This window comes from Sphingomonas sorbitolis, from assembly GCF_036663875.1.
GTDB lineage: Bacteria > Pseudomonadota > Alphaproteobacteria > Sphingomonadales > Sphingomonadaceae > Sphingomonas.
Genome location: NZ_JAXOJS010000003.1, coordinates 25739 through 48400, shown reverse-complemented (window position 1 = coordinate 48400; position 22662 = coordinate 25739). Strand labels below are relative to the sequence as shown.

The 22662-nt window shown below is 65.6% G+C and carries 24 protein-coding genes; 10 read left to right on the top strand and 14 right to left on the bottom strand.

Going from position 1 to position 22662, the window contains the following annotated elements:
- Window positions 1–71: 71 nt before the first annotated feature.
- Window positions 72–338, bottom strand: a complete 267-nt coding sequence (locus tag U1763_RS09480; RefSeq protein WP_307085518.1) for an FAD assembly factor SdhE — start codon at window positions 336–338, stop codon at window positions 72–74.
- 73 nt (window positions 339–411) lie between these two features.
- Here U1763_RS09480 and recG point away from each other — a divergent pair, with 73 nt between their 5' ends.
- The gene (recG, locus tag U1763_RS09475; RefSeq protein ID WP_332755026.1) at window positions 412–2463 is read left to right on the top strand and encodes an ATP-dependent DNA helicase RecG; all 2052 of its coding nucleotides are present in this window, start codon (window positions 412–414) and stop codon (window positions 2461–2463) included.
- 2 nt (window positions 2464–2465) lie between these two features.
- Here the strand turns inward: recG and U1763_RS09470 are convergent, their stop codons facing one another.
- From U1763_RS09470 to serS, 5 genes are all read right to left on the bottom strand, one after another.
- A complete protein-coding gene (locus tag U1763_RS09470; protein ID WP_132738446.1) occupies window positions 2466–2783 on the bottom strand; it encodes a PilZ domain-containing protein in 318 nt (105 codons plus the stop codon).
- Window positions 2784–2889: 106 nt separating this feature from the next.
- Window positions 2890–4113, bottom strand: a complete 1224-nt coding sequence (tyrS, locus tag U1763_RS09465) for a tyrosine--tRNA ligase (protein ID WP_332755025.1) — start codon at window positions 4111–4113, stop codon at window positions 2890–2892.
- A gap of 249 nt (window positions 4114–4362) precedes the next feature.
- A complete protein-coding gene (locus U1763_RS09460; protein ID WP_332755024.1) occupies window positions 4363–5568 on the bottom strand; it encodes a peptidoglycan DD-metalloendopeptidase family protein in 1206 nt (401 codons plus the stop codon).
- Window positions 5568–6332 (bottom strand): 5'/3'-nucleotidase SurE, encoded by a 765-nt coding sequence (gene surE, locus U1763_RS09455; protein WP_332755023.1) that lies wholly within the window; start codon window positions 6330–6332, stop codon window positions 5568–5570. The genes U1763_RS09460 and surE overlap by 1 nt, the downstream gene beginning before the upstream one ends.
- Window positions 6332–7609 carry a serine--tRNA ligase gene (gene serS / locus U1763_RS09450; RefSeq protein WP_332755022.1) on the bottom strand — a complete coding sequence of 426 codons (1278 nt, stop codon included), beginning with the start codon at window positions 7607–7609 and terminating at the stop codon, window positions 6332–6334. Before serS ends, surE begins: the two co-directional genes overlap by 1 nt.
- Window positions 7610–7755: 146 nt before the next feature.
- Here serS and U1763_RS09445 point away from each other — a divergent pair, with 146 nt between their 5' ends.
- Window positions 7756–8196, top strand: coding sequence for a host attachment family protein (locus U1763_RS09445; RefSeq protein ID WP_132738434.1), 441 nt, complete (start codon window positions 7756–7758; stop codon window positions 8194–8196).
- A gap of 69 nt (window positions 8197–8265) precedes the next feature.
- Here U1763_RS09445 and U1763_RS09440 read toward each other — a convergent pair whose 3' ends face one another.
- Window positions 8266–9177: a hypothetical protein gene (locus tag U1763_RS09440; RefSeq protein ID WP_277982228.1), complete on the bottom strand. Its 912-nt coding sequence runs from the start codon at window positions 9175–9177 to the stop codon at window positions 8266–8268.
- Window positions 9178–9608: 431 nt separating this feature from the next.
- On the opposite strand from U1763_RS09440, the gene dksA reads away from it, so the two are divergent.
- Together dksA and U1763_RS09430 are read left to right on the top strand one after the other, a co-directional pair.
- The gene (gene dksA, locus U1763_RS09435) at window positions 9609–10079 is read left to right on the top strand and encodes an RNA polymerase-binding protein DksA (protein ID WP_332755021.1); all 471 of its coding nucleotides are present in this window, start codon (window positions 9609–9611) and stop codon (window positions 10077–10079) included.
- A 131-nt stretch (window positions 10080–10210) separates the two neighbouring features.
- A complete protein-coding gene (locus tag U1763_RS09430) occupies window positions 10211–10597 on the top strand; it encodes a PilZ domain-containing protein (RefSeq protein WP_332755020.1) in 387 nt (128 codons plus the stop codon).
- A 114-nt stretch (window positions 10598–10711) separates the two neighbouring features.
- Here the strand turns inward: U1763_RS09430 and U1763_RS09425 are convergent, their stop codons facing one another.
- Window positions 10712–10867 carry a YdcH family protein gene (locus tag U1763_RS09425; RefSeq protein WP_082463337.1) on the bottom strand — a complete coding sequence of 52 codons (156 nt, stop codon included), beginning with the start codon at window positions 10865–10867 and terminating at the stop codon, window positions 10712–10714.
- Between the two features lie 268 nt (window positions 10868–11135).
- Between U1763_RS09425 and U1763_RS09420 the strand changes: the two genes are divergently transcribed.
- Both U1763_RS09420 and U1763_RS09415 read left to right on the top strand, forming a co-directional pair.
- The gene (locus U1763_RS09420; RefSeq protein WP_132738422.1) at window positions 11136–11351 is read left to right on the top strand and encodes a YdcH family protein; all 216 of its coding nucleotides are present in this window, start codon (window positions 11136–11138) and stop codon (window positions 11349–11351) included.
- A gap of 143 nt (window positions 11352–11494) precedes the next feature.
- Window positions 11495–11959, top strand: coding sequence for a DUF1465 family protein (locus U1763_RS09415; protein WP_132897998.1), 465 nt, complete (start codon window positions 11495–11497; stop codon window positions 11957–11959).
- Window positions 11960–12113: 154 nt separating this feature from the next.
- On the opposite strand, the gene U1763_RS09410 is transcribed toward U1763_RS09415, so the two are convergent.
- From U1763_RS09410 to paoA, 4 genes are all read right to left on the bottom strand, one after another.
- Window positions 12114–13073: an NAD(P)H-dependent flavin oxidoreductase gene (locus U1763_RS09410; RefSeq protein ID WP_332755019.1), complete on the bottom strand. Its 960-nt coding sequence runs from the start codon at window positions 13071–13073 to the stop codon at window positions 12114–12116.
- A 91-nt stretch (window positions 13074–13164) separates the two neighbouring features.
- The gene (paoC, locus tag U1763_RS09405) at window positions 13165–15357 is read right to left on the bottom strand and encodes an aldehyde oxidoreductase molybdenum-binding subunit PaoC (protein WP_332755018.1); all 2193 of its coding nucleotides are present in this window, start codon (window positions 15355–15357) and stop codon (window positions 13165–13167) included.
- Between the two features lie 5 nt (window positions 15358–15362).
- Window positions 15363–16313: an FAD binding domain-containing protein gene (locus tag U1763_RS09400; protein WP_332755017.1), complete on the bottom strand. Its 951-nt coding sequence runs from the start codon at window positions 16311–16313 to the stop codon at window positions 15363–15365.
- A complete protein-coding gene (gene paoA / locus U1763_RS09395; protein WP_332755016.1) occupies window positions 16310–16954 on the bottom strand; it encodes an aldehyde dehydrogenase iron-sulfur subunit PaoA in 645 nt (214 codons plus the stop codon). The genes U1763_RS09400 and paoA overlap by 4 nt, the downstream gene beginning before the upstream one ends.
- A gap of 108 nt (window positions 16955–17062) precedes the next feature.
- Here paoA and U1763_RS09390 point away from each other — a divergent pair, with 108 nt between their 5' ends.
- Complete coding sequence (locus tag U1763_RS09390; RefSeq protein WP_132738404.1) at window positions 17063–17263, top strand: hypothetical protein; 201 nt, start codon at window positions 17063–17065, stop codon at window positions 17261–17263.
- A gap of 79 nt (window positions 17264–17342) precedes the next feature.
- Here the strand turns inward: U1763_RS09390 and U1763_RS09385 are convergent, their stop codons facing one another.
- A complete protein-coding gene (locus U1763_RS09385) occupies window positions 17343–18758 on the bottom strand; it encodes a dihydrolipoyl dehydrogenase (RefSeq protein ID WP_332755015.1) in 1416 nt (471 codons plus the stop codon).
- Window positions 18759–18860: 102 nt separating this feature from the next.
- Between U1763_RS09385 and U1763_RS09380 the strand changes: the two genes are divergently transcribed.
- From U1763_RS09380 to U1763_RS09370, 3 genes are all read left to right on the top strand, one after another.
- Window positions 18861–19487 carry a glutathione S-transferase family protein gene (locus U1763_RS09380; RefSeq protein WP_332755014.1) on the top strand — a complete coding sequence of 209 codons (627 nt, stop codon included), beginning with the start codon at window positions 18861–18863 and terminating at the stop codon, window positions 19485–19487.
- Between the two features lie 208 nt (window positions 19488–19695).
- Window positions 19696–20775: a LacI family DNA-binding transcriptional regulator gene (locus U1763_RS09375; protein ID WP_431358238.1), complete on the top strand. Its 1080-nt coding sequence runs from the start codon at window positions 19696–19698 to the stop codon at window positions 20773–20775.
- Window positions 20776–22263 (top strand): MFS transporter, encoded by a 1488-nt coding sequence (locus U1763_RS09370; protein ID WP_332755013.1) that lies wholly within the window; start codon window positions 20776–20778, stop codon window positions 22261–22263. It begins immediately after the preceding gene.
- 4 nt (window positions 22264–22267) lie between these two features.
- Here the strand turns inward: U1763_RS09370 and U1763_RS09365 are convergent, their stop codons facing one another.
- Complete coding sequence (locus tag U1763_RS09365) at window positions 22268–22660, bottom strand: VOC family protein (protein WP_332755012.1); 393 nt, start codon at window positions 22658–22660, stop codon at window positions 22268–22270.
- Window positions 22661–22662 lie beyond the last annotated feature (2 nt).

Here is a 22662-nt window from a genome sequence, read left to right as displayed (position 1 = left end):
GCTGTTCCGGGCGCTGCACTGCTTGGCTGCCCCTCACCCCGACCCTCTCCCCAGCAGGGAGAGGGAGTATGTTACTTCACGACCGTCACGTAGTTGATATCGCGCATCGCCTGCATCATCGGCCCGTCCCATTCGGGCGGGCACGCGATCGAGCCGATCGCCCAGCCCATGATGTCGACGTCCTGTTCCTCGAGCAGCGCCTCGAACCAGTCGAGCTGCTCGGGCGTCCACGTCCGGCCATAGGTTTCGAAGAAGCCGCCGATCATCATGTCGGCTTCGCGCGTGCCGCGGTGCGAGCTGCGAAAGCCCAGGCGCTTGAGGCGGGTCTCGTGGTCCATCGTATCTCCAAACACGAAGAGCCGGCGACCCGCTGGTAGCGAGCGTCGGCTAGGCTATAGAGGCCAGATAGTCATGCGACCCGAAATCCTCAATCCGCTGTTCGCCGAAACCCTCGTCCTGAAGGGGGTGGGGCCCGCGCTCGCCAAGCCGCTCGACCGGCTCGGGCTCGCGCGCGTCGTCGACGTCGCCTTCCATCTGCCGACCGGGTACGTCGATCGCCTGCCGCGCACCGAGCTGATGTCGAGCGATGCCGGCCGGATCATCACGATCACGCTGACCCCGCGCGACTACAGGATCAGCGCCGGCCGCGGCCCAACGCGAATCCAGGCGACCGACGAGCACGGCAATTACGTCAGCCTCGTCTTCTTCGGCGGCAGTTCGGGCTGGGCGAAGAAGCTTCTTCCGATCGGCGAGGCCAAGCGCATCTCCGGCCGGCTCGACGAATACGGCCAGGAATTGCAGATCGTCCATCCCGACATCGTCGAGCCGGACGAGGAATTGCGCGAGCGCGAGCCGATCTATCCGCTGTCGGAAGGCCTCACGTCACGGCGGCTTGCTGCGCTGACCACGCAGGCGGTCGCACGTGCGCCGGACCTGCCCGAGTGGATCGAGCCCGGCCTGAAGGCGAAACGCGAATGGCCGGGCTGGCACGAGTCGCTGGCGCGCATCCACGCCGACCCGTCGGACGCAAAGGCGCGCGAACGGCTGGCGTATGACGAGGTGTTCGCGAACCAGTTGGCGATGACGATCGTCCGCGCGGATACCCGCAAGCGGCGGGGGCGGGCGCTGCAAGGCGACGGCCGGCTGCGCGACCTGCTCAAGCTCCCCTACACGCTGACCGGCGCGCAATCGCGGACGGTCGGCGAGATCGAGGGCGATCTCGCGCAGACCGCGCCGATGCTACGGCTGCTGCAAGGCGATGTCGGCTCGGGCAAGACGCTGGTCGCGGCGATGGCGATGCTGATCGCGGTCGAGGCGGGCGCTCAGGCGGCGATGCTCGCCCCCACTGAAATCCTCGCGCGCCAGCATTACGAGACGCTGCGAAAGACGCTCGCCGGGCTGCCGATCAACGTTGGCGTGCTCACCGGTCGCGACAAGGGCCGCGCGCGAGAGGCGACTCTGATGGCGCTGGCGAGCGGCGAGATCGACATCCTCGTTGGCACGCACGCGATCTTCCAGGACGCGGTCGGCTACAAGGATCTCGCTCTGGTGGTGGTCGACGAACAGCATCGCTTCGGTGTCGCGCAGCGGATGACGTTGCAGGCCAAGGGCGTCGCGCCGCCGCATCTGCTGGCTATGACCGCAACGCCGATCCCGCGTACCCTGACGCTTGCGCAATATGGCGAGATGGACGTTAGCCGCCTCGACGAGATGCCGCCCGGACGCCAGCCGATCGAGACGCGCGTTATCTCGGAGGACCGCCTCGACGACGTGGTCAATGCGCTCGGCCGGCATCTGGCGGATGGCGGCCAGGCTTACTGGGTGTGCCCGCTGGTCGAGGAGAGCGAGAAGAGCGACCTCGCCGCCGCCGAAATGCGCGCGGAGACACTGCGTGCCCGCTTCGGCGACAAGGTGGCGCTCGTCCACGGCCGCATGAAACCCGCGGAGAAGGACGCGGTGATGGCCGAGTTCTCCGGCGCGCGCACGTCAGTCCTCGTCGCGACGACGGTGATCGAGGTCGGCGTCGACGTCCCCAACGCGACGCTGATCGTCATCGAGCACGCCGACCGCTTCGGCCTCGCCCAGCTCCACCAGCTCCGCGGACGGGTGGGGCGCGGCACCGGCCGATCGATCTGCCTGCTGATGCGCGGGTCGTCGCTCAGCGAGACATCCCGCGCGCGCCTTGCCCTGATGCGCGAGACCAACGACGGCTTCCGCATCGCCGAGGAGGATCTGCGCCTCCGCGGTGCCGGCGAACTGCTCGGCACCAAGCAGTCCGGCGAGATGGCGTTCCGGCTCGCTACTCCCGACATGATGGCCGACCTGCTGCAATGCGCGCACGACGACGCGCGGCTGCTGATCGATCGCGACGGCGGGCTCGAAGGCCCGAGGGGGCAGGCGGCAAGGACGGCGCTCTATCTGTTCGATCGGGACGCCGGTGTTGCCTTGCTCCGCTCCGGCTGACGTCAGATGTTGCGGACCATCACCGTCAGCATGCCATAATAGTCGGACAGCGGGATCGTCTGTTCGAGTTCGCAGCCGATCCGTCCACCGAGCGACCAGCGTACGATCGCATCGACGCCGCCAAGTATTGGCAGGGTAATCCGCAGCCGATCGCCAGCCTCGGGCGAACCCTCGCATCGCGCCATCAGGCCGTTCGCGGACATGTTCACCAGCACCAGTTTCATGCTCCGGCCATCGCCGTCGATCGCATGCGTGCGGTGCATCACCTCGTCGCGTGGCTCGCCGCGGTGGTCTCGAACAGCCGTGGCATAATTTCGCATCGGATGTTCCCCGTTTTCTAGGACCATTGGCTTAACGGCGTCGCTGTGAACCTCGTGCGAACGGAGATGCTTAACGGCGTGTTTTCCACAACCAAAATGCCCTCCGTTACGAGGGAGTTAGCATCCCATGCCGCTTTTTCCCGAGGCTCAAACGGACCGGCGCCACGACCTCGATCGAGGCGGTCGGCTCCTTTTCGACGGTGCCGTCGATCCGCACCGCACCCTCGGCGATCTTCCGTCGCGCTTCGCCGTTGGAGGCGACGAAGCCTAGCCCGACGAGCGCCTCGACGATACCGATCGAGCCGTCCGCAACGGCAAAGCTTGGCAAGGAATCGCCCGATGCACCCTCCTCGAAGGTCTTTCGCGCAGTCTCCGCAGCCTGTTCGGCGGCAGCCCGGCCGCGACACATTGCCGTCGCTTCATTGGCCAGGACGATCTTGGCGGCGTTGATCTCGGCACCTTCGAGCGCCTCCAGCCGCGCGATCTCGTCGAGCGGGAGGTCGGTGAACAGCCGCAGGAAGCGGCCGACGTCGCGGTCGTCGGTGTTGCGCCAGAACTGCCAGTAATCGAAGTTCGGCAATTGATCTTCGTGCAGCCAGACCGCGCCCGACATCGTCTTGCCCATCTTGCCGCCGTCCGCGGTTGTGATCAGCGGGGTGGTGACTCCGTAGACCTCGGTGCCGTCCATCCGGCGCGACAACTCGATGCCGTTGACGATGTTGCCCCACTGGTCCGAGCCGCCCATTTGTAGGCGGCATTCGGCGCGGCGCGACAGCTCTAGGAAGTCGTATGCCTGGAGGATCATATAGTTGAATTCGAGGAAGCTCAGCGACTGTTCGCGGTCGAGGCGGAGCTTGACCGAGTCGAACGCGAGCATCCGGTTGACCGAGAAATGCTGGCCGACATCGCGCAGGAACGGGATGTATTCGAGCGCGTCGAGCCATTCGGCATTGTCGAGCATCACCGCGTCGGTCGGACCGTCCCCGAACGTCAGGAAGCGCTCGAAGATGCGCCGGATCGAGGCGACGTTGGCCTTGATCCCGTCCTCGCCGAGCAGCTTGCGCGCTTCGTCCTTGAAGCTCGGATCGCCGATCTTGCCGGTACCGCCGCCCATCAGCACGATCGGCTTGTGCCCGGTCTGCTGGAGCCGGCGGAGCAGCATGATCTGGACGAGGCTGCCGACGTGGAGCGACGGCGCGGTCGGATCGAAGCCGATATAGCCCGGCACGACCTGCTTGCCGGCGAGCGCATCGAGCGCGGTCGCGTCGGTCATCTGGTGGACATAGCCGCGCGAGGTCAGCGTGGTGAGCAGGTCGGACTGGTAGGTCATGGTGCGTCTCGTTCCCCTTCCGCTTGCGGGAGGGGTTAGGGGAGGGGCTTCGTGGCTCCCATGCCCTCCCCCGACCCCTCCCGCAAGCGGGAGGGGAGATTCACGTCATCCCGGCCATCACCGTCATAGTCTCAACCGTCATCCCAGCGAAAGCTGGGATCTTTGTGGGGCGGGTGCCGTGGCCCGAACCGGGATATCCCAGCTTTCGCTGGGATGACGGGAAGGGAGTGGGTTACGGTGGTGGACGGATCAGCTCCGCGGCAGCTGCGACGTCGGATCCACCGGCGTCCGCCCCTTGCGCAGTTCGAAGTGCAGTTCCGGACGATCCGCAAACCCGGTGTCGCCCGACAGCGCGATCGTCTGCCCTCGCTTCACGCTCTGGCCGCGCTGCACCAGCAGTTTCGAGGCATGGCCGTAGACGCTGGTCCAGCCGCCGCCATGCTTGACGATCACCAGACCGCCGAGCGCGGCGATGCCGTCGCCGACATAGGCGACCACGCCGTCCGCCGCGGCATGGATCGGTGTCGACATCGGCACGGCGATCTTGATCCCGTCGTTGCGTTCGCCGCTCGCACCCGGACCGAAGCGCTTCACGAGCTTGCCGTCGACCGGCCACAGGAACCCGCCGCTCGCCAGACGCGCTGGTGCGGTGACGACCGCGTTCGACGGCAGCACGCGGCGCGGTGTCGCGATCGGCCGAGCGGGCGCCTGGTTGCTCGCCAGCGCGGGCTCACCGCCGGTGAGGATATCGTCAATGTCGAGCTTGAACGCCTGCGCGCGTTCTGAAGCACTTGGCCTGCCGCCGCCCGGAGCGTCGGGGATCTGGATCCGCTGGTCGGCACGCAGCACGTATGGCTCGACCAGCGCGTTGGCGGCGACGATCCGCGACCATTCGACGCCGTACGCGCGCGCGATCGCGATCCCGGTCTCGCCGCGGCGGACCTGGTGATAACGCCCGCCGGGGATCGTCAGCCGCTGGCCAGCGCGAATCGTATAGGGCGATTCGAGGTCGTTGGCGCGCGCGATGGCTTCCATGCTCGCGCCGCTGCGGTCGACCACACGGGCGAGCGTATCGCCGGGCCGGACGAGATAGGTCGAGTCGGGAATGGTCTTCGCATCGGCGCTGACCGGCCGCGCTTCCCAGGCGGGGCGCGGTGCGGGCAGGGCGGCGACTTCGCCGGTATCGCGGCCAGGAATATCCTGCGGCGGCGTGTCGTCCCGGCGCGGCCGATCGTCGTCTTGTCGTGGCCGATCATTGTCCCGACGGGGCCGATCATTGTCCCGACGGGGCCGATCATCGTCTCGACGGGGCTGATCATCGCGCCGCGGCGGGGGATCGCGATACGGCTGGGCCGGCGCGGTGCCGTAACCGGCCGGACGTTCGACCTGCGGAATACACGCGACGAGCCCGAGCAGCGGCACTGTCGCCACCGCAAACAGGCTCGCGCGCCGCATCAGCGATAGGCCCGTTCGAGCATATCCATCGATTCGAAATGTGTCAGGTCGAGATGCAGCGGCGTCACCGACACATACCCCTCCGCGGTCGCTTCGAGATCGGTCGCGTGCGCGGGCGTCTCGACGGTCCGACCAAGCGCGAACCAGTGATACTCGTAGCCGCGCGGGTCGGTGTTGCTGACGATCTGCAACCGGCCATAGTCGCGCAGGCCCTGGCCGACCACGCGGACGCCCTTGACCGCATCGGCCGGCCCGGCGGGGAAGTTGACGTTGATTAACGTGCGCGGCGCCAGCGGGGCGTCGATCAGCGGACGCAGCACGCGCTCGCCCCACGCCGCGGCGGCTTCGAACGGTACGCTGTCGCCCATGCCCTCGCGGCTGTAGATCTGGCTCAGCGCGATCGAGCGGATGCCGCCCAGCGCGCCTTCCATCGCTGCCGAGACGGTGCCCGAATAGGTCACGTCCTCGGCGAGGTTCGCGCCGCGGTTGACGCCCGACAGGATCAGGTCGGGTGGGCAATCCTTCATGATCTTGGCGAGCGCCATCATAACCGCATCGGTCGGCGTGCCCGCAACGGCGAAGCGCTTCTCGCCATGCTTCCGCACGCGGATCGGCCGCGACAGCGTCAGCGAATGGCCCGCGCCGGACTGTTCGTCGGCAGGCGCCACTACCCAGACATCGTCCGAAAAGGTCCGCGCGATCGTCTCCAGCACCTTGAGACCGGGCGCATGATAGCCATCGTCGTTGGTCAGCAGGATCCGCATCAGCGCTTTGGCTCCAACACTGTCAGACCGCCGAGATACGGCTGGAGCACCGTCGGCACCGCGACCGAGCCGTCTTCCTGCTGATAATTCTCCAGCACCGCGACGAGCGTCCGGCCGACCGCGAGCGCCGACCCGTTGAGCGTGTGGACGAACCGCGTGCCCTTCTCGCCCTCGGGGCGATAGCGCGCGTTCATCCGGCGTGCCTGGAAATCGGTGCAGGTCGAGACGCTGCTGATCTCGCGATAGCGCGCCTGGCCCGGCAGCCAGACTTCGAGATCGTAGGTGCGTGCCGCGGTGAAACCCATATCGCCGGTGCATAGGAGCATCCGCCTGAACGGTAGCTGCAACGCGTCGAGCACGCCCTCCGCACACGCCGTCATCCGCTCGTGCTCGGCCTCGGACATGTCGGGGGTGACGATCGAGACCATCTCGACCTTGTCGAACTGATGCTGGCGGATGTAGCCGCGCGTATCGCGACCCGCCGCGCCCGCCTCTGAGCGGAAGCACGGGGTCAGCGCGGTGAACCGCAGCGGCAATTCGGCTTCGGTGAGGATCTGTTCGCGGACGATGTTGGTCAGGCTCACCTCGGCGGTCGGGATCAGCCAGCGACCATCGGTGGTGCGGAACAGATCCTCGGAGAATTTGGGGAACTGGCCGGTCCCGAATACGGCCTCGTCGCGGACCAGCAGCGGTGGCGAGACCTGCTCGAAGCCGGCGTCTGCGACGTGATCGAGCATGAACTGGCCAAGCGCGCGTTGCAGCTTGGCGGCAGGTCCGCGGACCAGCGTGAAACGCGCCCCGGACATCGCCGCACCGGTCTCGAAATCGAGGCCGATCGACGGGCCGATCGCGTCGTGCTCGCGGGCAGTGAAGGCGAAGGTCGTTGGCGTGCCACGAGTGTGGACAAGCGCGTTGTCGTCCTCGCCACCGCCTTCGGGCACGTCGGCGGCGGGAAGGTTTGGGATCGCCGCGAGCATGTCGCCAAGCTCGCCACTCAGCCGCGCCTCGTCTGCCTCGAGCTGCGGCAGCGCCTCCTTCAGGCTCGCGACCTCGGCCATCAGCGCCTGCGCCTTCGCCTCGTCCTTCTGCGCCTTGGCCTGGCCGATCACCTTCGACAGCTCGTTGCGACGGGTTTGCGCGGTCTGTGACTCCGCGATCGTCGCCCGCCGCTGCTCGTCGAGCGCGACCAGCGCGGCGGACTGCGGTGCGAAGCCCCGCTTGGCGAGGGCGGCGTCGAAGGCGGCGGGATCGTCGCGGATCAGGCGTATGTCGTGCATGCCCGAGGCTATGCCGAGACGGGTGCGCAGGCGCAAGGCGGCCCCTCTTAATCCCCCCTTTGCCGGGAAGGATCGAGAGGGTCCGCAACCTCTCGAGTTTGCGGGGCGTTCATTCATCACACGCACAGCGAAGAAGGAGATATCGCATGCATCTTCCCCATAACTCCGTCGTGCTCGTCGCGGACGGTCGGAAAATGCTGTTTCTGCGCAACGAGGGCGACAATACGGACTTCAATCTGGTCGTTGAAAAGGCACAGGAGCACGTTAATCCTGCCACCCGCGATCAGGCAACCGATGCCGCCGGGCGTGCATCGTCGCCACGTGGCGGTGTGCAGAGCTCGGTCGAGCCGACCGATTTCCACCAGCTCGAAGAAGATCGTTTCGCCGCCGAAGCCGCCGATTTCCTCAAGGTCCGTGCGCTCAAGAACGATTACGAGTCGCTCATCGTCGTCGCACCGCCCAAGACTCTCGGCGAGCTGCGCAAGCATTACCACAAGGAGGTCAGCAGCCGGCTGACGGGCGAGCTCGACAAGGATCTGACCGGCCATCCGATCGCGGATATCGAGAAAGCGCTGAAGGCGGCCTGACTTTAGCCTAAACAAAAGGCCCCGCCGGACGTGTCCAGCGGGGCCTTCTTAATGCGTGCTGCGCTAGAGTTAGGCGGCGATCGCGGCTGGCTTGGCGAAGCGTTTGCGGGCAACCAGTGCGGCTGCGGCTGCACCGAACAGCAGCACCATCGGCGGCGCGGGAACCGGGGCAGGTGGCCCGCCACTCGATCCGGTGCTTCCGCTCGAACTGGCGCTGCTCGCACTCGACGCGCTGCTGGCGCTGCTCGCGCTGCTGGCACTCGACCCGCTCGAGCTTGCCGACGATGCACTGCTGCCCGACGAGGCCGAGCTTCCCGACGATCCGTTCGAGCTCCACCCGCCGGTCGAATTCCAGCCGCCGTTCGATCCCCAGCCCTTGCTGCTCGAGCCATAGCTCGACCCGTCATGGCCGGGTTTGTCAGGCTTGCCGCCCGACGAACTGCCGCTGCTGGCGGACGATGCCGAGGACGCGGAGGAGGCCGACGACGCGCTGCTCGACGAGGTCGACACGTTGCCGCTCGATGACGAGGACACATCGCCGCTGGAGCCGCCGGCCGACGTCGATCCGCCACTCGACGTCGACGAGATGACGATGCTGCCGCTCGAGCCGCCGCTTCCGCCAAAGCCGCCGCCGAAGCCACCGCCAAGCCCGCCGCCGAAAAAGCCACCGCTGCCGCCAATGACAACCGGCGCTGCACCAGCCCCGCCGCCGCCGATATACCCCTCGCCAACCGGCGCGGGGATCGGAACCGGCGCGGCATTGGCGACCGTAACGACGGTCGGAGCACAGGTCGTCCGGGTCGTGGTGGTGACGCGGCGAACGCGGGGTCGCTGCACAGCGGCGATCTGCGGGCGGGCAACGCGCTTGACGAGTACCCGCTTGGTATTGGCGGTGCGATTGGAGCTTTCCGCAACATGCACGGCGCCGCCGCCGATCAGGGCACCACCACACGCACAGGCGCACAATTTGGCCAAGGCCATCCTAACCGACATAGCGTCATTCTTTCGTTGCCGGCACCCTCGTGTTGCCGGATCCCCGTGTGCGATGATTACGACATCGCTATCCCACTAACTGCAAAACAAACCGTTAAGCGCAATAGCATTAACCACATTCGGCGGGCTGAATCACCTGTTTGCCGACTTCGATGCATCCGACTCGCCGTTAACGTGCCGGCTTGGGACATCTTTGATCGTCTGGGAAGCGAATGGGGGGAGGAGCCGTAGCCAATGGTCGGCTGCCCAGCGTGAAACGCGAAATTGTATACTTGTAATATAATGTCGAAGCGGGCGATGTTTGCGCAAGTCCGGTCGCTTGTGGTCGTCTCCGTGCACGACTATAGGCCCATTCACCATTTGGGGGCGGTCCTCGGAGATCAGCGTGGTTGATCCGACGGGGCCAGAGGGAGAGTGGTATGGCAACCGTGATGAATCGTATGGGCGATACCGGAACTACCAACCGAAACGCTGCGAACGACAGCGACGTGGAAGGCTATCGGCCTGATGCCGACGAACCCTTTATGAGCTTGAAGCAGCAGGCGTATTTCCGTCGTAAGTTGCAGGAGTGGAAGGAGGCGATTCTTCGGGAGTCGCAGGAGACGTTGTCGCAGTTGCAGGTGGATTCGCTGCGCGAGGCGGATCTCACGGATCGTGCGTCGAGCGAAACCGACTGGTCGATCGAACTCCGCACGCGGGATAGGCAGCGCAAGCTTGTCTCGAAGATCGAGGCGGCGATTCGCCGGATCGACGAGGGCGAATATGGCTATTGCGAAGTCACCGGCGAGCCGATCAGTCTGGCCCGGCTTGAGGCACGGCCGATCGCGACGATGACGGTCGAGGCGCAGGAGCGGCATGAACGCAACGAGAAGGTCTCGCGCGAGGATTGATTCGGGATATCCCCTCGATCGAGCCTGAGGTAGAGTCGCGATCGGTCGGCGCCCGCCGTTAAGTATTTCGGCGGGTATTTGGCCTATACGTGAACGTGGCTTCGGCCACTGGGCCTCGACGGTGCGAGACAATGATGGACAGCTTCGATCGTACGACAGCCACGGATCGATCTTCGGATGGCGTGGTGCAGGATGCACCGTCGGGAGATTCGGGTTCCGGAAAGCGGGCATTGCCGCGCGACAGTCTCTTGCTGGTCGCGCAATGCCAACTTGGTGACGAGCGCATCGTACACGAGGTTCGCGTCCGCAATCTGTCCGAGGGAGGGCTGATGATCGAGCTGGACCGGCCGGCCGACGTTGGCACGCGAGTCTGGCTCAATTTGCGCGGGATCGGTGAGATTGTCGGCAAGGTCGCCTGGAGCATGGCCGGACGGATGGGGATCGCGCTCGACAAGCCTATCGATCCTAAAAAGGCGCGCAAGCCGACTAGTGGCGCGACCAAATCGTCTGTTTCGTGATTTTTTAGGTTCAGTTATGCCCTCGTGCAGCGACACCGGATGCGTTTGACCGTGACGATTGCTCCTCAAGTCCCTGCCCGAAGAGCGATCGCAGGATAGGGGTGGTTCAGACCATTACAGGCTGACGATCTCTTCCTTGAGCCGCAGTTTCTGCTTCTTCAGGCTCGCGAGGATAGCAGCGTCGGGCAAGGGCCGGTGCGTTTCGGCGGCGATCCGCTGATCGAGCACAGCGTGCTTGGTTTCCAGGGCTGTCTGATGCGTCGTCTGCACAGTGAAGTACCTCCTGCATTATGTTTGGGTCCTGAGTAAACCACCATGTCACGATAATGTCTTCATCGAAAATGGACCAAATCGATTGGGCGACCGGTTCAGGCGATGACCCGTTTCTGGGTGGTAAGATCAAGACCCATTGTCGGCCGTGTCGATTTACGCGAAGTTTCGTTGCATGACGCGCTTGCGCCCGACGCGATCCTCGCGACGCTTTAGCGCTCGCCAGCGCGTCCGCATTTGCTAAGGACTCGGGCGACGGAGGATCGGCATGTATCTTAGAGACGGCGTGGACGAGGCGCAGATTCGGGTTCGGCTCGACGGGATGCGGATCGAGCACCGCGACCTCGACGATGCGATCGCCGCGCTGATCCTGCTGCCGGTCCCGGACCAGTTGCAGATTGCACGACTGAAGAAGCGGAAGCTCAGGCTGCGCGATGAGATCGCCGCGTGCGAGGACATACTTGTACCCGATATCATCGCCTAGGCGGCGGTGATGACGAGCATCAGGACGCACTGATCACCGTCTGTGTCCAAGATGCATCGTTTTGGTACGTTTCGTACAAACCGCCGGTTGGATCGCTGGTCATCACACTGGGCGGGGCGGAGTGGCTATGGCATCGCACCTCGATGAATGGTCTGCAGGAATCGCCTTTGCATCGGCGACTGGTCGATGCGCTGTATAGCGAAGCGATGGTGTTGGCCGATGAGGCACGCACCTATTTCGATGAGGTAGGGCGCACGGACCGGGATACGCTCGATCCGATGATCCGCGTGAGCTTCAGTTGCGAGTCGCTGAAAGTGACGACGCGATTGATGCACGTGATTGCCTGGTTGTTGACGCAGCGAGCGATCGAGGCGGGCGAGTTACATCCTCGCGATGCGCTCGATCCCGCACGACGGCTTGGCGATGCTCCGGCGACCGACCAGAGCCTGCTCGACGTCCTCCCCACGCGGGCGCGGACGCTGATCGAGGCCAGCGCCGATCTGCATCGCCGGGTCGGCCGGCTTGATCGGGGACTGGACCAGATCGACCTCGATGTCACCAGCCCCGCCTTGTCGATACAGCGCATGCTCGCACGGGCATCATTCTAGGGCGTACCCGACCGCAGTCGGGATCCGACCGATTAGTACGGATACGCCTCGAGCCGAGGAGGCTGGGTCAATTCGCTGCATCGCGCCTTCACCTGGAGAGGCGCGGGTGACACTCGCTCACGAGCGTGGCCCAGCAGGGCTTGGGATAGAGCGGTCAGAGCGCCAATCGCGTCCGCGCCGCGCGATACTCGCGCTCCAGCCGATCGACGCGATCGGCGACGCTCTCGACCTTGCTGACCGCGCCGATGCCCTGGCCCGAACCCCAGATGTCGCGCCACGCTTTGGGCTTCGATCCGTTGCCGCCGCCGAAGTCCATCGTCTTGAGATCACCCTCGGGCAGATTGTCGGGGTCCATGCCCGCCGCCTCGATCGACGCGCGGAGGTAGTTGCCGTGCACGCCGGTGAACAGGTTCGAATAGACGATATCGGCCGCCTTGCCCGCGACGATGCCGTCCTTGTAAGCCGCATCCGCGTTCGCCTCGGTGGTCGCGATGAACGGCGAACCGATATAGCCGAAGTCTGCGCCCATCGCCTGCGCCGCGAGCACCGCGTCACCGGTCGCGATAGAGCCCGATAGTGCGAGCGGGCCGTCGAACCACTGGCGGATTTCCTGGATGATCGCGAACGGCGATAGGCGACCGGCATGACCACCGGCCCCGGCTGCGACCGCGATAAGACCGTCGGCGCCCTTCTCGATAGCCTTCCGCGCGAACCGGTCGTCGATCACGTCGTGAAGCGTGATGCCGCCCCAGCCATGTACCGCGGTGTTGAGGTCCTCGCGTGCGCCGAGCGAGGTAATGACGATCGGCACCTGCCACTTGGCGCACGTCTCGAGATCGCTCTCGAGCCGGTCGTTGGATTTGTGGACGATCTGGTTGACCGCGAACGGTGCCGCCGGGCGATCGGGATTGGCGCGGTTGTGCGCGCTGAGTTCCTCGGTGATCCGGTGCAGCCACTCGTCGAGCATCGCCTGAGGCCGCGCATTGAGCGCGGGGAACGAACCAACGATACCCGCCTTGCACTGCGCGATCACCAGATCGGGGCCGGAAATGATGAACAGCGGCGAGCCGATGACGGGCAGGCGCAGGTTTTTTAGAATGGCGGGTACGGTCATGCCAGTTTTCTAGCGCAACCTATTCGCGCGCGCCAGAGCCGCTTTTGTCCTCCACCCAGGCCGCTGAGGCGGCCGGGTGGAGGGCAGGGTATCAGGCCATCTTGCCGATGACCTTGTCGAGCGTCAGCGGGTATTCGCGGATGCGGACGCCGCATGCGTTGTAGACCGCATTGGCGATCGCCGCGCCGACGCCGCACAGGCCGAGTTCGCCGATGCCCTTGGCCTTCATCGGCGAGGATTTCTCGTCGAGTTCGTCCATGAAGAACACATCCTGCATCGGAATGTCGGCATGTGCGGGTACGTGATATTCGGCGAGGTCGTGGTTGACGAAATAGCCGAACCGCGTGTCGACGATCGCGTCTTCCATCAGCGCCGCACCGACGCCCATCGTCATCGCACCAATCACCTGGCTGCGCGCCGATTTCGGGTTGAGGATGCGGCCCGCGGCGAATGCACCGCTCATCCGCCGGACGCGGATCTCGCCGGTTGCCGAGTCGACCCCCACTTCGACGAAATGCGCACCGAACGTGGCCTGCGCGTACGTCTTGGTCAGGTCGCCGAACTCGATCGAGTCCTCTGCGGAGATGCCGGCATCGCCCGCGGCTTCCGACAGCGAGACGCTGCGGTTGCCCGATTTTACCTTGCCGTCCTCGAACACGACGTCGGTCGAGTTGAAGCCGAGCTTCTGCGCGACCCGCTCGCGCAACGCCATGCACGCCGCATAGACGCCCGCGGTCGAGCTGTTGCCGCCCCACTGGCCGCCCGAACCCGACGAGGCCGGGAAGCTGCTGTCGCCGAGCAGGACGATGACCTTGTCCATCGGTACGCCCATCATCTCGGCCGCAGTCTGCGCGATGATCGTGTAGCTGCCCGTGCCGATGTCGGTCATGTCGGTGGCGACGGTGACGACGCCCTTCTTGTCGATCCCGACGCGCGCGCCCGACTTCATCGTGACGTTGTCGCGGAATGCCGATGCCATCCCCATGCCGACCAGCCAGCGGCCGTCGCGGATTTGCCCCGGAACCGGGTTGCGCTTGTTCCAGCCAAAGCGCTCGGCGCCGGTCTTCAGGCAGCCGACCAGATCACGCTGTGAGAACTGGCGCGACGGCTTTTCCGGATCGACCTGCGTATCGTTGATGATGCGCAGCTGGACCGGGTCCATCTTCAACTTCTCGGCCAGCTCGTCCATCGCGGCTTCAAGCGCGAGCAGGCCGACGGCTTCACCCGGTGCACGCATCGCGTTACCCTCGGGAAGATCGAGCACGGCAAGACGCGTCGCGGTCATGCGGTTGGCGCCGGCGTAGAGGAGGCGCGTCGCATTTGGCGCGGTCTCGGGACCACCACCGGGAAGATCGCCCGACCAGCTCTCATGCGCAATGGCGGTGATCCTGCCGTCCTTCTGCGCACCGATGCGCAAGCGCTGGATCGTCGCCGGGCGATGCGTCGTGTTGTTCATTACCTGCGGGCGGGCAAGCGCTAGCTTCACCGGACGTCCGCCGATCGCACGCGAGCCGAGCGCCGCCATCACCGCGTCGCTACGGACCCAGAGCTTTGAGCCGAACCCGCCGCCGACATAGGGCGACATCACATGGATGCTTTCCTTCGGCAGCAGCAGCGTCTCGCTCATGTCACCAACCGCCCAGGCGATCATCTGGTTCGACGTCCAGAGCGTGAGCTTGCCGTCTTTCCAGGCCGCGGTGGTGGAGTGCGGCTCCATCATCATGTGGCTCTGGTCGGGCGTGGTGTAGCGCTCGTCGAGCTTGACCGGCGCCTTGGCGAACGCGCCGGCGAAGTCGCCGACGGCGGTGTCGGGCGTGCCGCTCTTTGGCTTGGTCGCCGAGGATTGCGATGCGGCGAGATCGAACCGACCGGCGGTGCGCGCGTAGTTGACGCGGAGCAGCTTGGCACCGGCGCGGGCCTGCTCGAACGTCTCGGCGACGACGACCGCGACGGCCTGGTCGTAATGCTGGACGTCCGGGCCGGCGAGCATCCGCGCCGTGTGGTTCTTGGCTTTGCCGAGCTTGCCGGCGTTCTGGTAGGTGACGACCGCGAGCACGCCCGGGGCGGCCTTCGCGTCGGCGTCGTCGATGCTCTCGATCCGGCCCTTGGCGATCGCCGAGCCAACAATGTAGCCATAGGCGGCGTTCGGCGCGGCATCGTTGCGCTCATAGGCGTAATGCGCGGTGCCGGTGGTCTTCAGCTTGCCGTCGACGCGGTCGAGCGGCTGGCCGAGCACCTTCATGCGGTCGGTCGGGTTCGCCGTGGCGGGGGTATCGAACTTCATGGCGATCAGGCCTTCGCTTCTTCGAACACGGCGCCGATGGTGCGTTCGACCAACGGCAGCTTGAACGCGTTCTGTGATGTGGTGCGGGCGCCGGCGAGGACTGCCGATGCGGTCGCCTTGGCGCCATTCGGCATCTGCGCCTCGGCGGCTTCGACGCGCCACGGCTTGTGCGCGAGGCCACCGAAGGCAAGGCGGCCGCGACCGCCGGGCTGGATCACCGCGGCAACGGAGATCAGCGCGAACGCGTAGGACGCACGGTCCCGCACCTTCTGGTAGATGTGCGTGCCGCCGATTGGCTTCGGCAACGTCACCGCCGTGATCAGTTCGCCGGGCGCGAGCGAGGTCTCGATGTTCGGCGTAGCACCGGGGAGACGGTGGAAATCCGCGATCGGGATCGCGCGCGTCTGGCCGGCAGCATTCACCGTCTCGACCGTCGCATCGAGCACGCGCATTGCGACCGCCATGTCGCTCGGGTGTGTCGCGATGCACGCGTCGCTCGTGCCCATCACGGCCAGGTTGCGGTTGAAGCCGCCGATCGCCGCGCAGCCGCTGCCGGGCTGGCGCTTGTTGCAGGGCTTGGTGGTGTCGTAGAAATACGGGCACCGCGTCCGTTGGAGCAGGTTGCCAGCGGTCGTCGCCTTGTTGCGGAGCTGACCCGATGCGCCGGACACCAGCGCGCGGCTCAGCACGCCGTAATCCTTCCGGACGCGCGCGTCGGCGGCGAGATCGGTGTTGCGGACCAGCGCGCCGACACGGAGACCGCCCTCGGAGGTCGGCGTGATCTTGTCGAGGCCCAGGCCGTTGACGTCGATCAGATGCTGCGGCGTCTCGATCTGGAGCTTCATCAGGTCGAGCAGGTTGGTGCCGCCCGCGATGAACTTTGCACCCGGCGTGCGAACCGCGGCGCTGGCGGCTTCCTTCGCCGAGGTGGCGCGCTCGTAGGTGAAGGCCTTCATGCGCTGCGCTCCGTACCCGCGACGTCGTGGATCGCGTCGATGATGTTCGCATAGGCACCGCAGCGGCAGATGTTGCCGCTCATCCGCTCGCGCAGTTCGTCGGTGGTGACTGTCGGCTGGGCGGCGATGTCGCCGGTGACGTGGCTGGGGATGCCCGCCTTGATCTCGCCGAGCGTCGCGACGGCCGAACAGATCTGGCCGGGGGTGCAATAGCCGCACTGATAGCCGTCATGCTTGACGAACGCCGCCTGCATCGCGTGCAGCTTCTCGGGTGTGCCGAGGCCTTCGATCGTCGTGATCTCCTCGCCTTCGTGCATGACGGCGAGCGTCAGGCAGCTGTTGATCCGGCGACCCTCGACGATCACGGTGCACGCGCCGCACTGACCGTGATCGCAGCCCTTCTTGGTGCCGGTGAGCTTCAAATTCTCACGCAGCGCGTCGAGCAACGTGGTGCGCGTGTCGACGTTGAGCTTGGTGGTGCGGCCGTTGACCTTCAGCGTCACCGGCATGGTCGGCGGAGCCGACTGCGCGATGCCCTGCGTCTGGGCCTGCGCGGCGGGTGCCGCTGCCAACGTGGCCGACGCGACACCGCCGGCGATCACGCCACGGCGCGACACCGGAAAACCTTCATCCTGATGCATATAAACCCCTGTATATGTTGGCCTAACGGGTGAAGCGCTGCAAAGTTGCGCTGCTTCGCATTTGGTTCCGTGAATTCTCGATCATGAAGCTTCGGGTAGGGTATTGTAATGCGGACGATTTCTTCGAGCGTGTCGGTGCGGCTGTATCATCTGGACGACAGCGGCGAGGGCGGGGCGGCGACGACGCTGTTCTATGGGCCGCTGGGCGAGGCGCTGGCGATCGCCGCGCAGCAGGAGGAAGACGTCCAGGCGGGGCTGTACTTGGCGACGGAAAACGACGTCGTCGCGTATCTCGATCTGGAGGAGTAGCGCTGATCTAACGATCCTCCCCCGCCAGGGGGAGGTGGCACCGGAGGTGACGGAAGGGGAGGATCGATCGTGCGGAGCTTCAAGTCCCGGGCGTAAACCCGTCATCGCGATCCGGCGGAGTCGGCGCATGTACCTCGCTGCAGATCGAGCGGAGCGCGCCTTTCATCCCCTCCTCGAACGTCGGATGATAGAAGGGCAGATCCAGCACCTCGGTCGCGGTCCAGCCGCTCTGGATCGCCCACGCGATCAGGTGCGCGCTATGCTCGACCGCCGGCCCCGCCATCGTCGCACCGGTCAACCGGCCATCTCGGCGCTCAGCATAGAACCGCACCAGCCCGGCATTGCATGCCTCGACCTTCGCCCGGCCCTGATCGTCATACGACGCGGTGCCGATCACGCTGTCCGCATCGTCGTCCTTGGCGATCTTGCCGATCACCGCGACGTTGGGGTGCGTGAAGGTGATCGCGAACGGCACGGTCCGCTTGCCCGGCGTCACCTCGGGATAGCTGGCGGCGTTGCGCCCGGCGATCGTCCCCTCAGCAGAAGCCTCGTGCAACACCGCGCGATCATGATCGGCATCGCCCGCGATGAAGATCGGCGCGGTGCCACACTGCATCGTCTCGCAATCATAGTCCGGCATGCCGTGGTCATCGAGCGTGAGGCCGGTCGTCTCGAGCCCGATGCCCTTGAGGCGCGGCGGTCGCCCGGTCGCGACCAGCAGATAATCGAAGCGCTGCTTGCCGGAAGCCGGCCCACTCCACGACAGCATGACGCCATCATCCTCGGGCGTCACCTCGAGCTCGACACCGAGCAGGATCGGCATCTCGCGCGACAGGATCGCGTGATAGGCTTCACCGACATGGTGGTCCTTCAGCCCGCCGATCGTGTCACCCGTATCGAACACCATCGTCTCGACGCCGAGCCGCGCCATCGCCTGCGCCAGTTCGAGCCCCAACGCACCCGCACCGACCACACCGAGCGACTTGGGCAGATCGTTCAGTTCGAAGATGCTTTCGTTGGTCAGAACCCGGTCGCGCACCGCGTCGAACATTGCGGGGATCATCGGGCTCGATCCGGTCGCGATCACCACCGCCTTTGCATGAACCTCGCGACCATCGCTGAGCGACAGGACCGTCGCGCCGGCGAATTTCGCACGCGCCTCGATCTTCACGTCGTCGGGCAGTTTGTCGATTGAAGCCTCGACCCCGGCGACGAACGCGTCGCGTTCCTCGCGAACCCGCGTCATTACCGCGACGCCATCCACCCTACCCGACGCCTCGATCCCGAACACCGAAGCATGCTCGACCGCATGCATCGCATTCCCCGCCGCGATCAACAGCTTGGAGGGCATACATCCCACGCTCGCACAGGTCGTACCGCCAAAGCCCTCGTCGATCAGCAGCGTCTTCGCACCGTTGCGACGCGCGCTCCTCTCGGCGGCGAGGCCAGCGGTTCCGGCACCGATGATCGCCACGTCGCAGGTCAGCTTCGTCATAAGTCTCTCCGTTGCCGGAGAATTCCGGAGCCACGCTTGACGAAACCTTCGACGCCGCCCAGCCGTTCCGCAGTGCAGCACATTCCCTGACGAAGGACGCTCATGTTAACCCTCCACCACCTCAACTACTCGCGTTCGATCCGCGTCCTCTGGCTGCTCGAGGAACTCGGCATCGAATACGACCTCGTCAAATACGAGCGTGACGAGAACTTCCGCGCGCCGCCCGAGCTGAAGGCAATCCATCCGCTCGGCAAAGCGCCGGTCCTCGTCGACGACGCACTGACACTCGCCGAAAGCGCGCCGATCCTGTCATACATCGACGAACGCTACAGCGACCGCCGCTTTTCGCCGCCGGTCGACAGCGATGCCGCCGCGATCCACGACGAGTGGCTGCAATATGTCGAAAGCTCGGCCGCGCTGCCGATCATGATGACGATGTTCGGCAAACGGATGGGCGGACTGCCCGAAGGCCTGACCAAGTTCACCGGCCCCGAAGTCACCAAGACGCTCGACTATATCGCTGCAGGCGTCGGCGATGGCCCGTATCTGATGGGTGAACAGCTCATGCTGGCCGATATCCAGATGTGCTACATGCTCGCGATCGCCGAGAGCACGGGCTTGCTGAAGGAGCATCCCGAGGTCGCGGCCTATCTCGATCGGCTCCGCGCGCGCCCGGCGTTCATCGCCGCGACGGAAATCGGTGGACCATTGATGCCGCCGCGTCGCTAATCACGTGACCGCCATCTCGGCCCGGCGTCGAGATGGCGGATCAAGCGTAGCCTGCGCATACGTATTCAGCGGCATGGTAGCGGTAGCGGCTTGATTCTGTGGCACGATTGTCACGGTGCTGCCGCGCCGTTCGTTGACGCGCCCCGCATTCTCGAGTGATGCTCGATCACGGTCACCCCGCCAGCAAGGCGCGTGTGGAACCGTGAGGATGCTGGAGGACCCGATCGTCGTGACTGCCGCCGCCAAGCCTATGGGCAAGCTCACGGGAAAGCCGACTTCGTTCGACATCGCGCAACTGGCGGGCGTGTCGCAACCAACGGTCTCGCGGGCGTTGCGCGGCAGTCCGACCGTCAATCTCGCGACGCGGCAACGGATCGAGGCGATCGCGCGACAGCTCAACTACACTGTCGATCGCAGCGCCTCCAACCTCCGCAACGGCACGACAAAGACGATCGCGCTGCTGCTGTTCCGCGATCCGACGCCCGACGAGACGGTGGTCAATCCGTTCTTCCTCGGCATGCTCGGCGCGATGATGGCGGCGTGCGCGTCGCACGGTTACGACCTGCTCGTGTCGTTCCAGCAATTCTCCAGCGACTGGCACACCGATTACGAGGACAGCCACCGCGCCGACGGGCTGATCCTGCTCGGCTATGGCGATTATGCCGATTATCGCGCGCGGCTCGAGATGCTGGTCGCGCAGGGGACGCACTTCATTCGCTGGGGCTCGGTTCAGCCAGGGCAGCCCGGCCTCACGATCGGCTGCGACAATATTGCGGGCGGCACCGCGGCGGCGCGGCACCTGCTCGAACGGGGGCGTAAGCGGATCGCGTTTCTCGGTAGTGCGACCGATCATTATCCCGAGTTCCACGACCGGTATCGCGGCTATGTCGCTGCGCTCGGCGAGCACGGCCTGACGGTCGATCCACGACTCCAGGTCGAATCGATCTCGACCGAGGAGGACGCGACCAGGGCCACGCACGAGCTGCTCCAGCGCGGCGTCCAGTTCGACGCGATCGTCGCGGCCAGCGATCTGATCGCACTCGCGGCGATGCGCGTGCTGGCAGGGGCGGGGATCGCCGTGCCGTACGATGTCGCGATCGTCGGGTTCGACGACATCCCCGCCGCCAGCCTCGCCAATCCGCCGCTGACGACGATCGCGCAGGACAGCGGTCTCGCCGGGCGACGGCTCGTCGAGATGCTGCTCGCGCGGATCGGCAATCGCCCGGTCGAGAGCATGATGCTCCCCACCCAACTCGTGATCCGGCGCTCGTCGGGCGAAGGACGCTGAATGCTGTCACGTAGGGAAAAGCCGGCCCAGGGGTTCTGGGGGCTGTGGAATATCTCGTTCGGGTTCTTCGGGATCCAGATCGGCTTCGCGCTGCAGAATGCGAACGTCAGCCGGATCTTCCAGTCGCTGGGGACCAGCGTCGACGATCTCGCCTTCCTGTGGATCGCCGCGCCGTTGACCGGGCTGCTCGTCCAGCCGGTGATCGGGCATTACAGCGACCGGACCTGGGGCAAACTCGGGCGCCGGCGGCCGTATTTCCTGGCGGGCGCGATGCTGGCCACGATCGCGCTGCTGGCGATGCCGAACGCGCCGGTGTTGTGGGTCGCCGCGGTGTTGCTGTGGATGCTCGACGGGTCGCTCAACGTCGCGATGGAGCCGTTTCGCGCGTTCGTCGGCGACATGCTCGGCAGCCGCCAGCGGACCGCGGGGTTCGCGTTCCAGACCGGGTTCATCGGCGCGGGCGCGGTGATCGGGAGCCTCGCGCCGATCATCCTCACCGACGTGTTCCAGGTCGCCAACACCGCCCCCGCGGGCGGTATCCCGCCCTCGGTGCAATACGGCTTCTACATCGGTGCATTAGCCCTGTTCTTCGCGGTGCTGTGGACCGTGCTGACAACCAGCGAATATTCGCCGGCGGAGATGGCGGCGTTCCAAGACGAGGGTGAGGTTGCACCCCGCGACACGGTCGTACGGTCGAACGCCAGGCTCGCACCGGTCTGGATCGCGCTCGGTGCGATCGTCATCGCCGCGGTGGCGCGGTTCGGGCTCGACAAGCCGGTCTACCTGCTAGGCGGCGGGCTGATCGCGTTTGGCGCTGCGTTGCTGGTCAGCGCGGCGCTCGTGCGGGCGGGTAGGGAGTCCAACGTTCTCAGTCAGATCGTCGGCGATCTTGGCACCATGCCGCAAACGATGAAGCAGCTAGCACTCGTCCAGTTCTTCACCTGGTCGGCGCTGTTTATCATGTGGATCTACACCACGCCGATCGTCACGCAGCATGTGTTCGGCACGACCGACACGACCAGTGCGGCGTATAACGAGGGCGCGAACTGGGTCGGCGTGCTGTTCGCGGTGTATAACGGCGTCGCCACTTTGTGGGCGTTCGTGATGCCGGCACTGGCGACGCGGATCGGTCGCCGCGACGCCCATATCCTCGGGCTGCTCTGCGGCGCGGCGGGGTTCGCGTCGTTCCTCGTGGTGCGCGACCAGTATCTGCTGATCGGATCGATGGTGCTGATCGGGATCGCTTGGTCGTCGATCCTGACGATGCCCTATGCGATCCTGTCCAACGCGCTGCCGCAGGCGAAGCTTGGCGTGTACATGGGGTTGTTCAACATCTTCATCGTGTTGCCGCAGCTGATCGTGTCGTCGGTGATGGGACAGGTGGTGCGGACGTTCTTCCCGGGCGACGCGGTCTGGGCGATGCTGATTGCCGCCGGCGTGATGGGGGTTGCAGCGCTGGCAATGCTACGAGTGCCGCGGGCCGCCTAGTCGCTTAGAAATAGGGCGCGTCGGTCATCCGTTGTGACACCCACCAGAGTATCCCGCGCGGATCGCGGATGCCGCCCTGTCGGTCGCCATACGGCATGGCGGAGACCGGCATGATGCTTTCTCCGCCCGCCGCGATCGCCCGTGCCATCGCGGCATCCGCATCGGCGACGTAGAGGTACAGCGATACCGAACTCGCCGGGAATTGGTCGGAAGCTTCGCTTAGCATGATCGCCGAGGTGTCGAACAGCATCTGGCAATTCGCGATCCGGCCGGTCGGATCGCTGCTCCGGCCAATCTCGCGCGCGCCGAACGCGGCTGTCAGGAAGTCGATATACTCGTTGGCGCCGTCGACGAAGATATACGGCGTGACGACGGCAAAGCCCGCTGGAACATGCATCG

Coding starts and splice junctions, on each gene's coding strand:
- U1763_RS09480 (WP_307085518.1), bottom strand. CDS start 338: ATGGACCACGAGACCCGCCTCAAGCGCCTGGGCTTTCGCAGCTCGCAC.
- U1763_RS09390 (WP_132738404.1), top strand. CDS start 17,063: ATGCGGACGATTTCTTCGAGCGTGTCGGTGCGGCTGTATCATCTGGAC.
- U1763_RS09445 (WP_132738434.1), top strand. CDS start 7,756: ATGCATCTTCCCCATAACTCCGTCGTGCTCGTCGCGGACGGTCGGAAA.
- U1763_RS09385 (WP_332755015.1), bottom strand. CDS start 18,758: ATGACGAAGCTGACCTGCGACGTGGCGATCATCGGTGCCGGAACCGCT.
- U1763_RS09460 (WP_332755024.1), bottom strand. CDS start 5,568: ATGCGGCGCGCGAGCCTGTTTGCGGTGGCGACAGTGCCGCTGCTCGGG.
- U1763_RS09415 (WP_132897998.1), top strand. CDS start 11,495: ATGAATGGTCTGCAGGAATCGCCTTTGCATCGGCGACTGGTCGATGCG.
- U1763_RS09365 (WP_332755012.1), bottom strand. CDS start 22,660: ATGCATGTTCCAGCGGGCTTTGCCGTCGTCACGCCGTATATCTTCGTC.
- U1763_RS09370 (WP_332755013.1), top strand. CDS start 20,776: ATGCTGTCACGTAGGGAAAAGCCGGCCCAGGGGTTCTGGGGGCTGTGG.
- U1763_RS09380 (WP_332755014.1), top strand. CDS start 18,861: ATGTTAACCCTCCACCACCTCAACTACTCGCGTTCGATCCGCGTCCTC.
- paoC (WP_332755018.1), bottom strand. CDS start 15,357: ATGAAGTTCGATACCCCCGCCACGGCGAACCCGACCGACCGCATGAAG.
- U1763_RS09470 (WP_132738446.1), bottom strand. CDS start 2,783: ATGCGAAATTATGCCACGGCTGTTCGAGACCACCGCGGCGAGCCACGC.
- U1763_RS09375 (WP_431358238.1), top strand. CDS start 19,696: ATGCTGGAGGACCCGATCGTCGTGACTGCCGCCGCCAAGCCTATGGGC.
- recG (WP_332755026.1), top strand. CDS start 412: ATGCGACCCGAAATCCTCAATCCGCTGTTCGCCGAAACCCTCGTCCTG.
- paoA (WP_332755016.1), bottom strand. CDS start 16,954: ATGCATCAGGATGAAGGTTTTCCGGTGTCGCGCCGTGGCGTGATCGCC.
- serS (WP_332755022.1), bottom strand. CDS start 7,609: ATGCACGACATACGCCTGATCCGCGACGATCCCGCCGCCTTCGACGCC.
- tyrS (WP_332755025.1), bottom strand. CDS start 4,113: ATGACCTACCAGTCCGACCTGCTCACCACGCTGACCTCGCGCGGCTAT.
- U1763_RS09430 (WP_332755020.1), top strand. CDS start 10,211: ATGATGGACAGCTTCGATCGTACGACAGCCACGGATCGATCTTCGGAT.
- dksA (WP_332755021.1), top strand. CDS start 9,609: ATGGCAACCGTGATGAATCGTATGGGCGATACCGGAACTACCAACCGA.
- U1763_RS09410 (WP_332755019.1), bottom strand. CDS start 13,073: ATGACCGTACCCGCCATTCTAAAAAACCTGCGCCTGCCCGTCATCGGC.
- U1763_RS09400 (WP_332755017.1), bottom strand. CDS start 16,313: ATGAAGGCCTTCACCTACGAGCGCGCCACCTCGGCGAAGGAAGCCGCC.
- surE (WP_332755023.1), bottom strand. CDS start 6,332: ATGCGGATCCTGCTGACCAACGACGATGGCTATCATGCGCCCGGTCTC.
- U1763_RS09440 (WP_277982228.1), bottom strand. CDS start 9,177: ATGGCCTTGGCCAAATTGTGCGCCTGTGCGTGTGGTGGTGCCCTGATC.
- U1763_RS09420 (WP_132738422.1), top strand. CDS start 11,136: ATGTATCTTAGAGACGGCGTGGACGAGGCGCAGATTCGGGTTCGGCTC.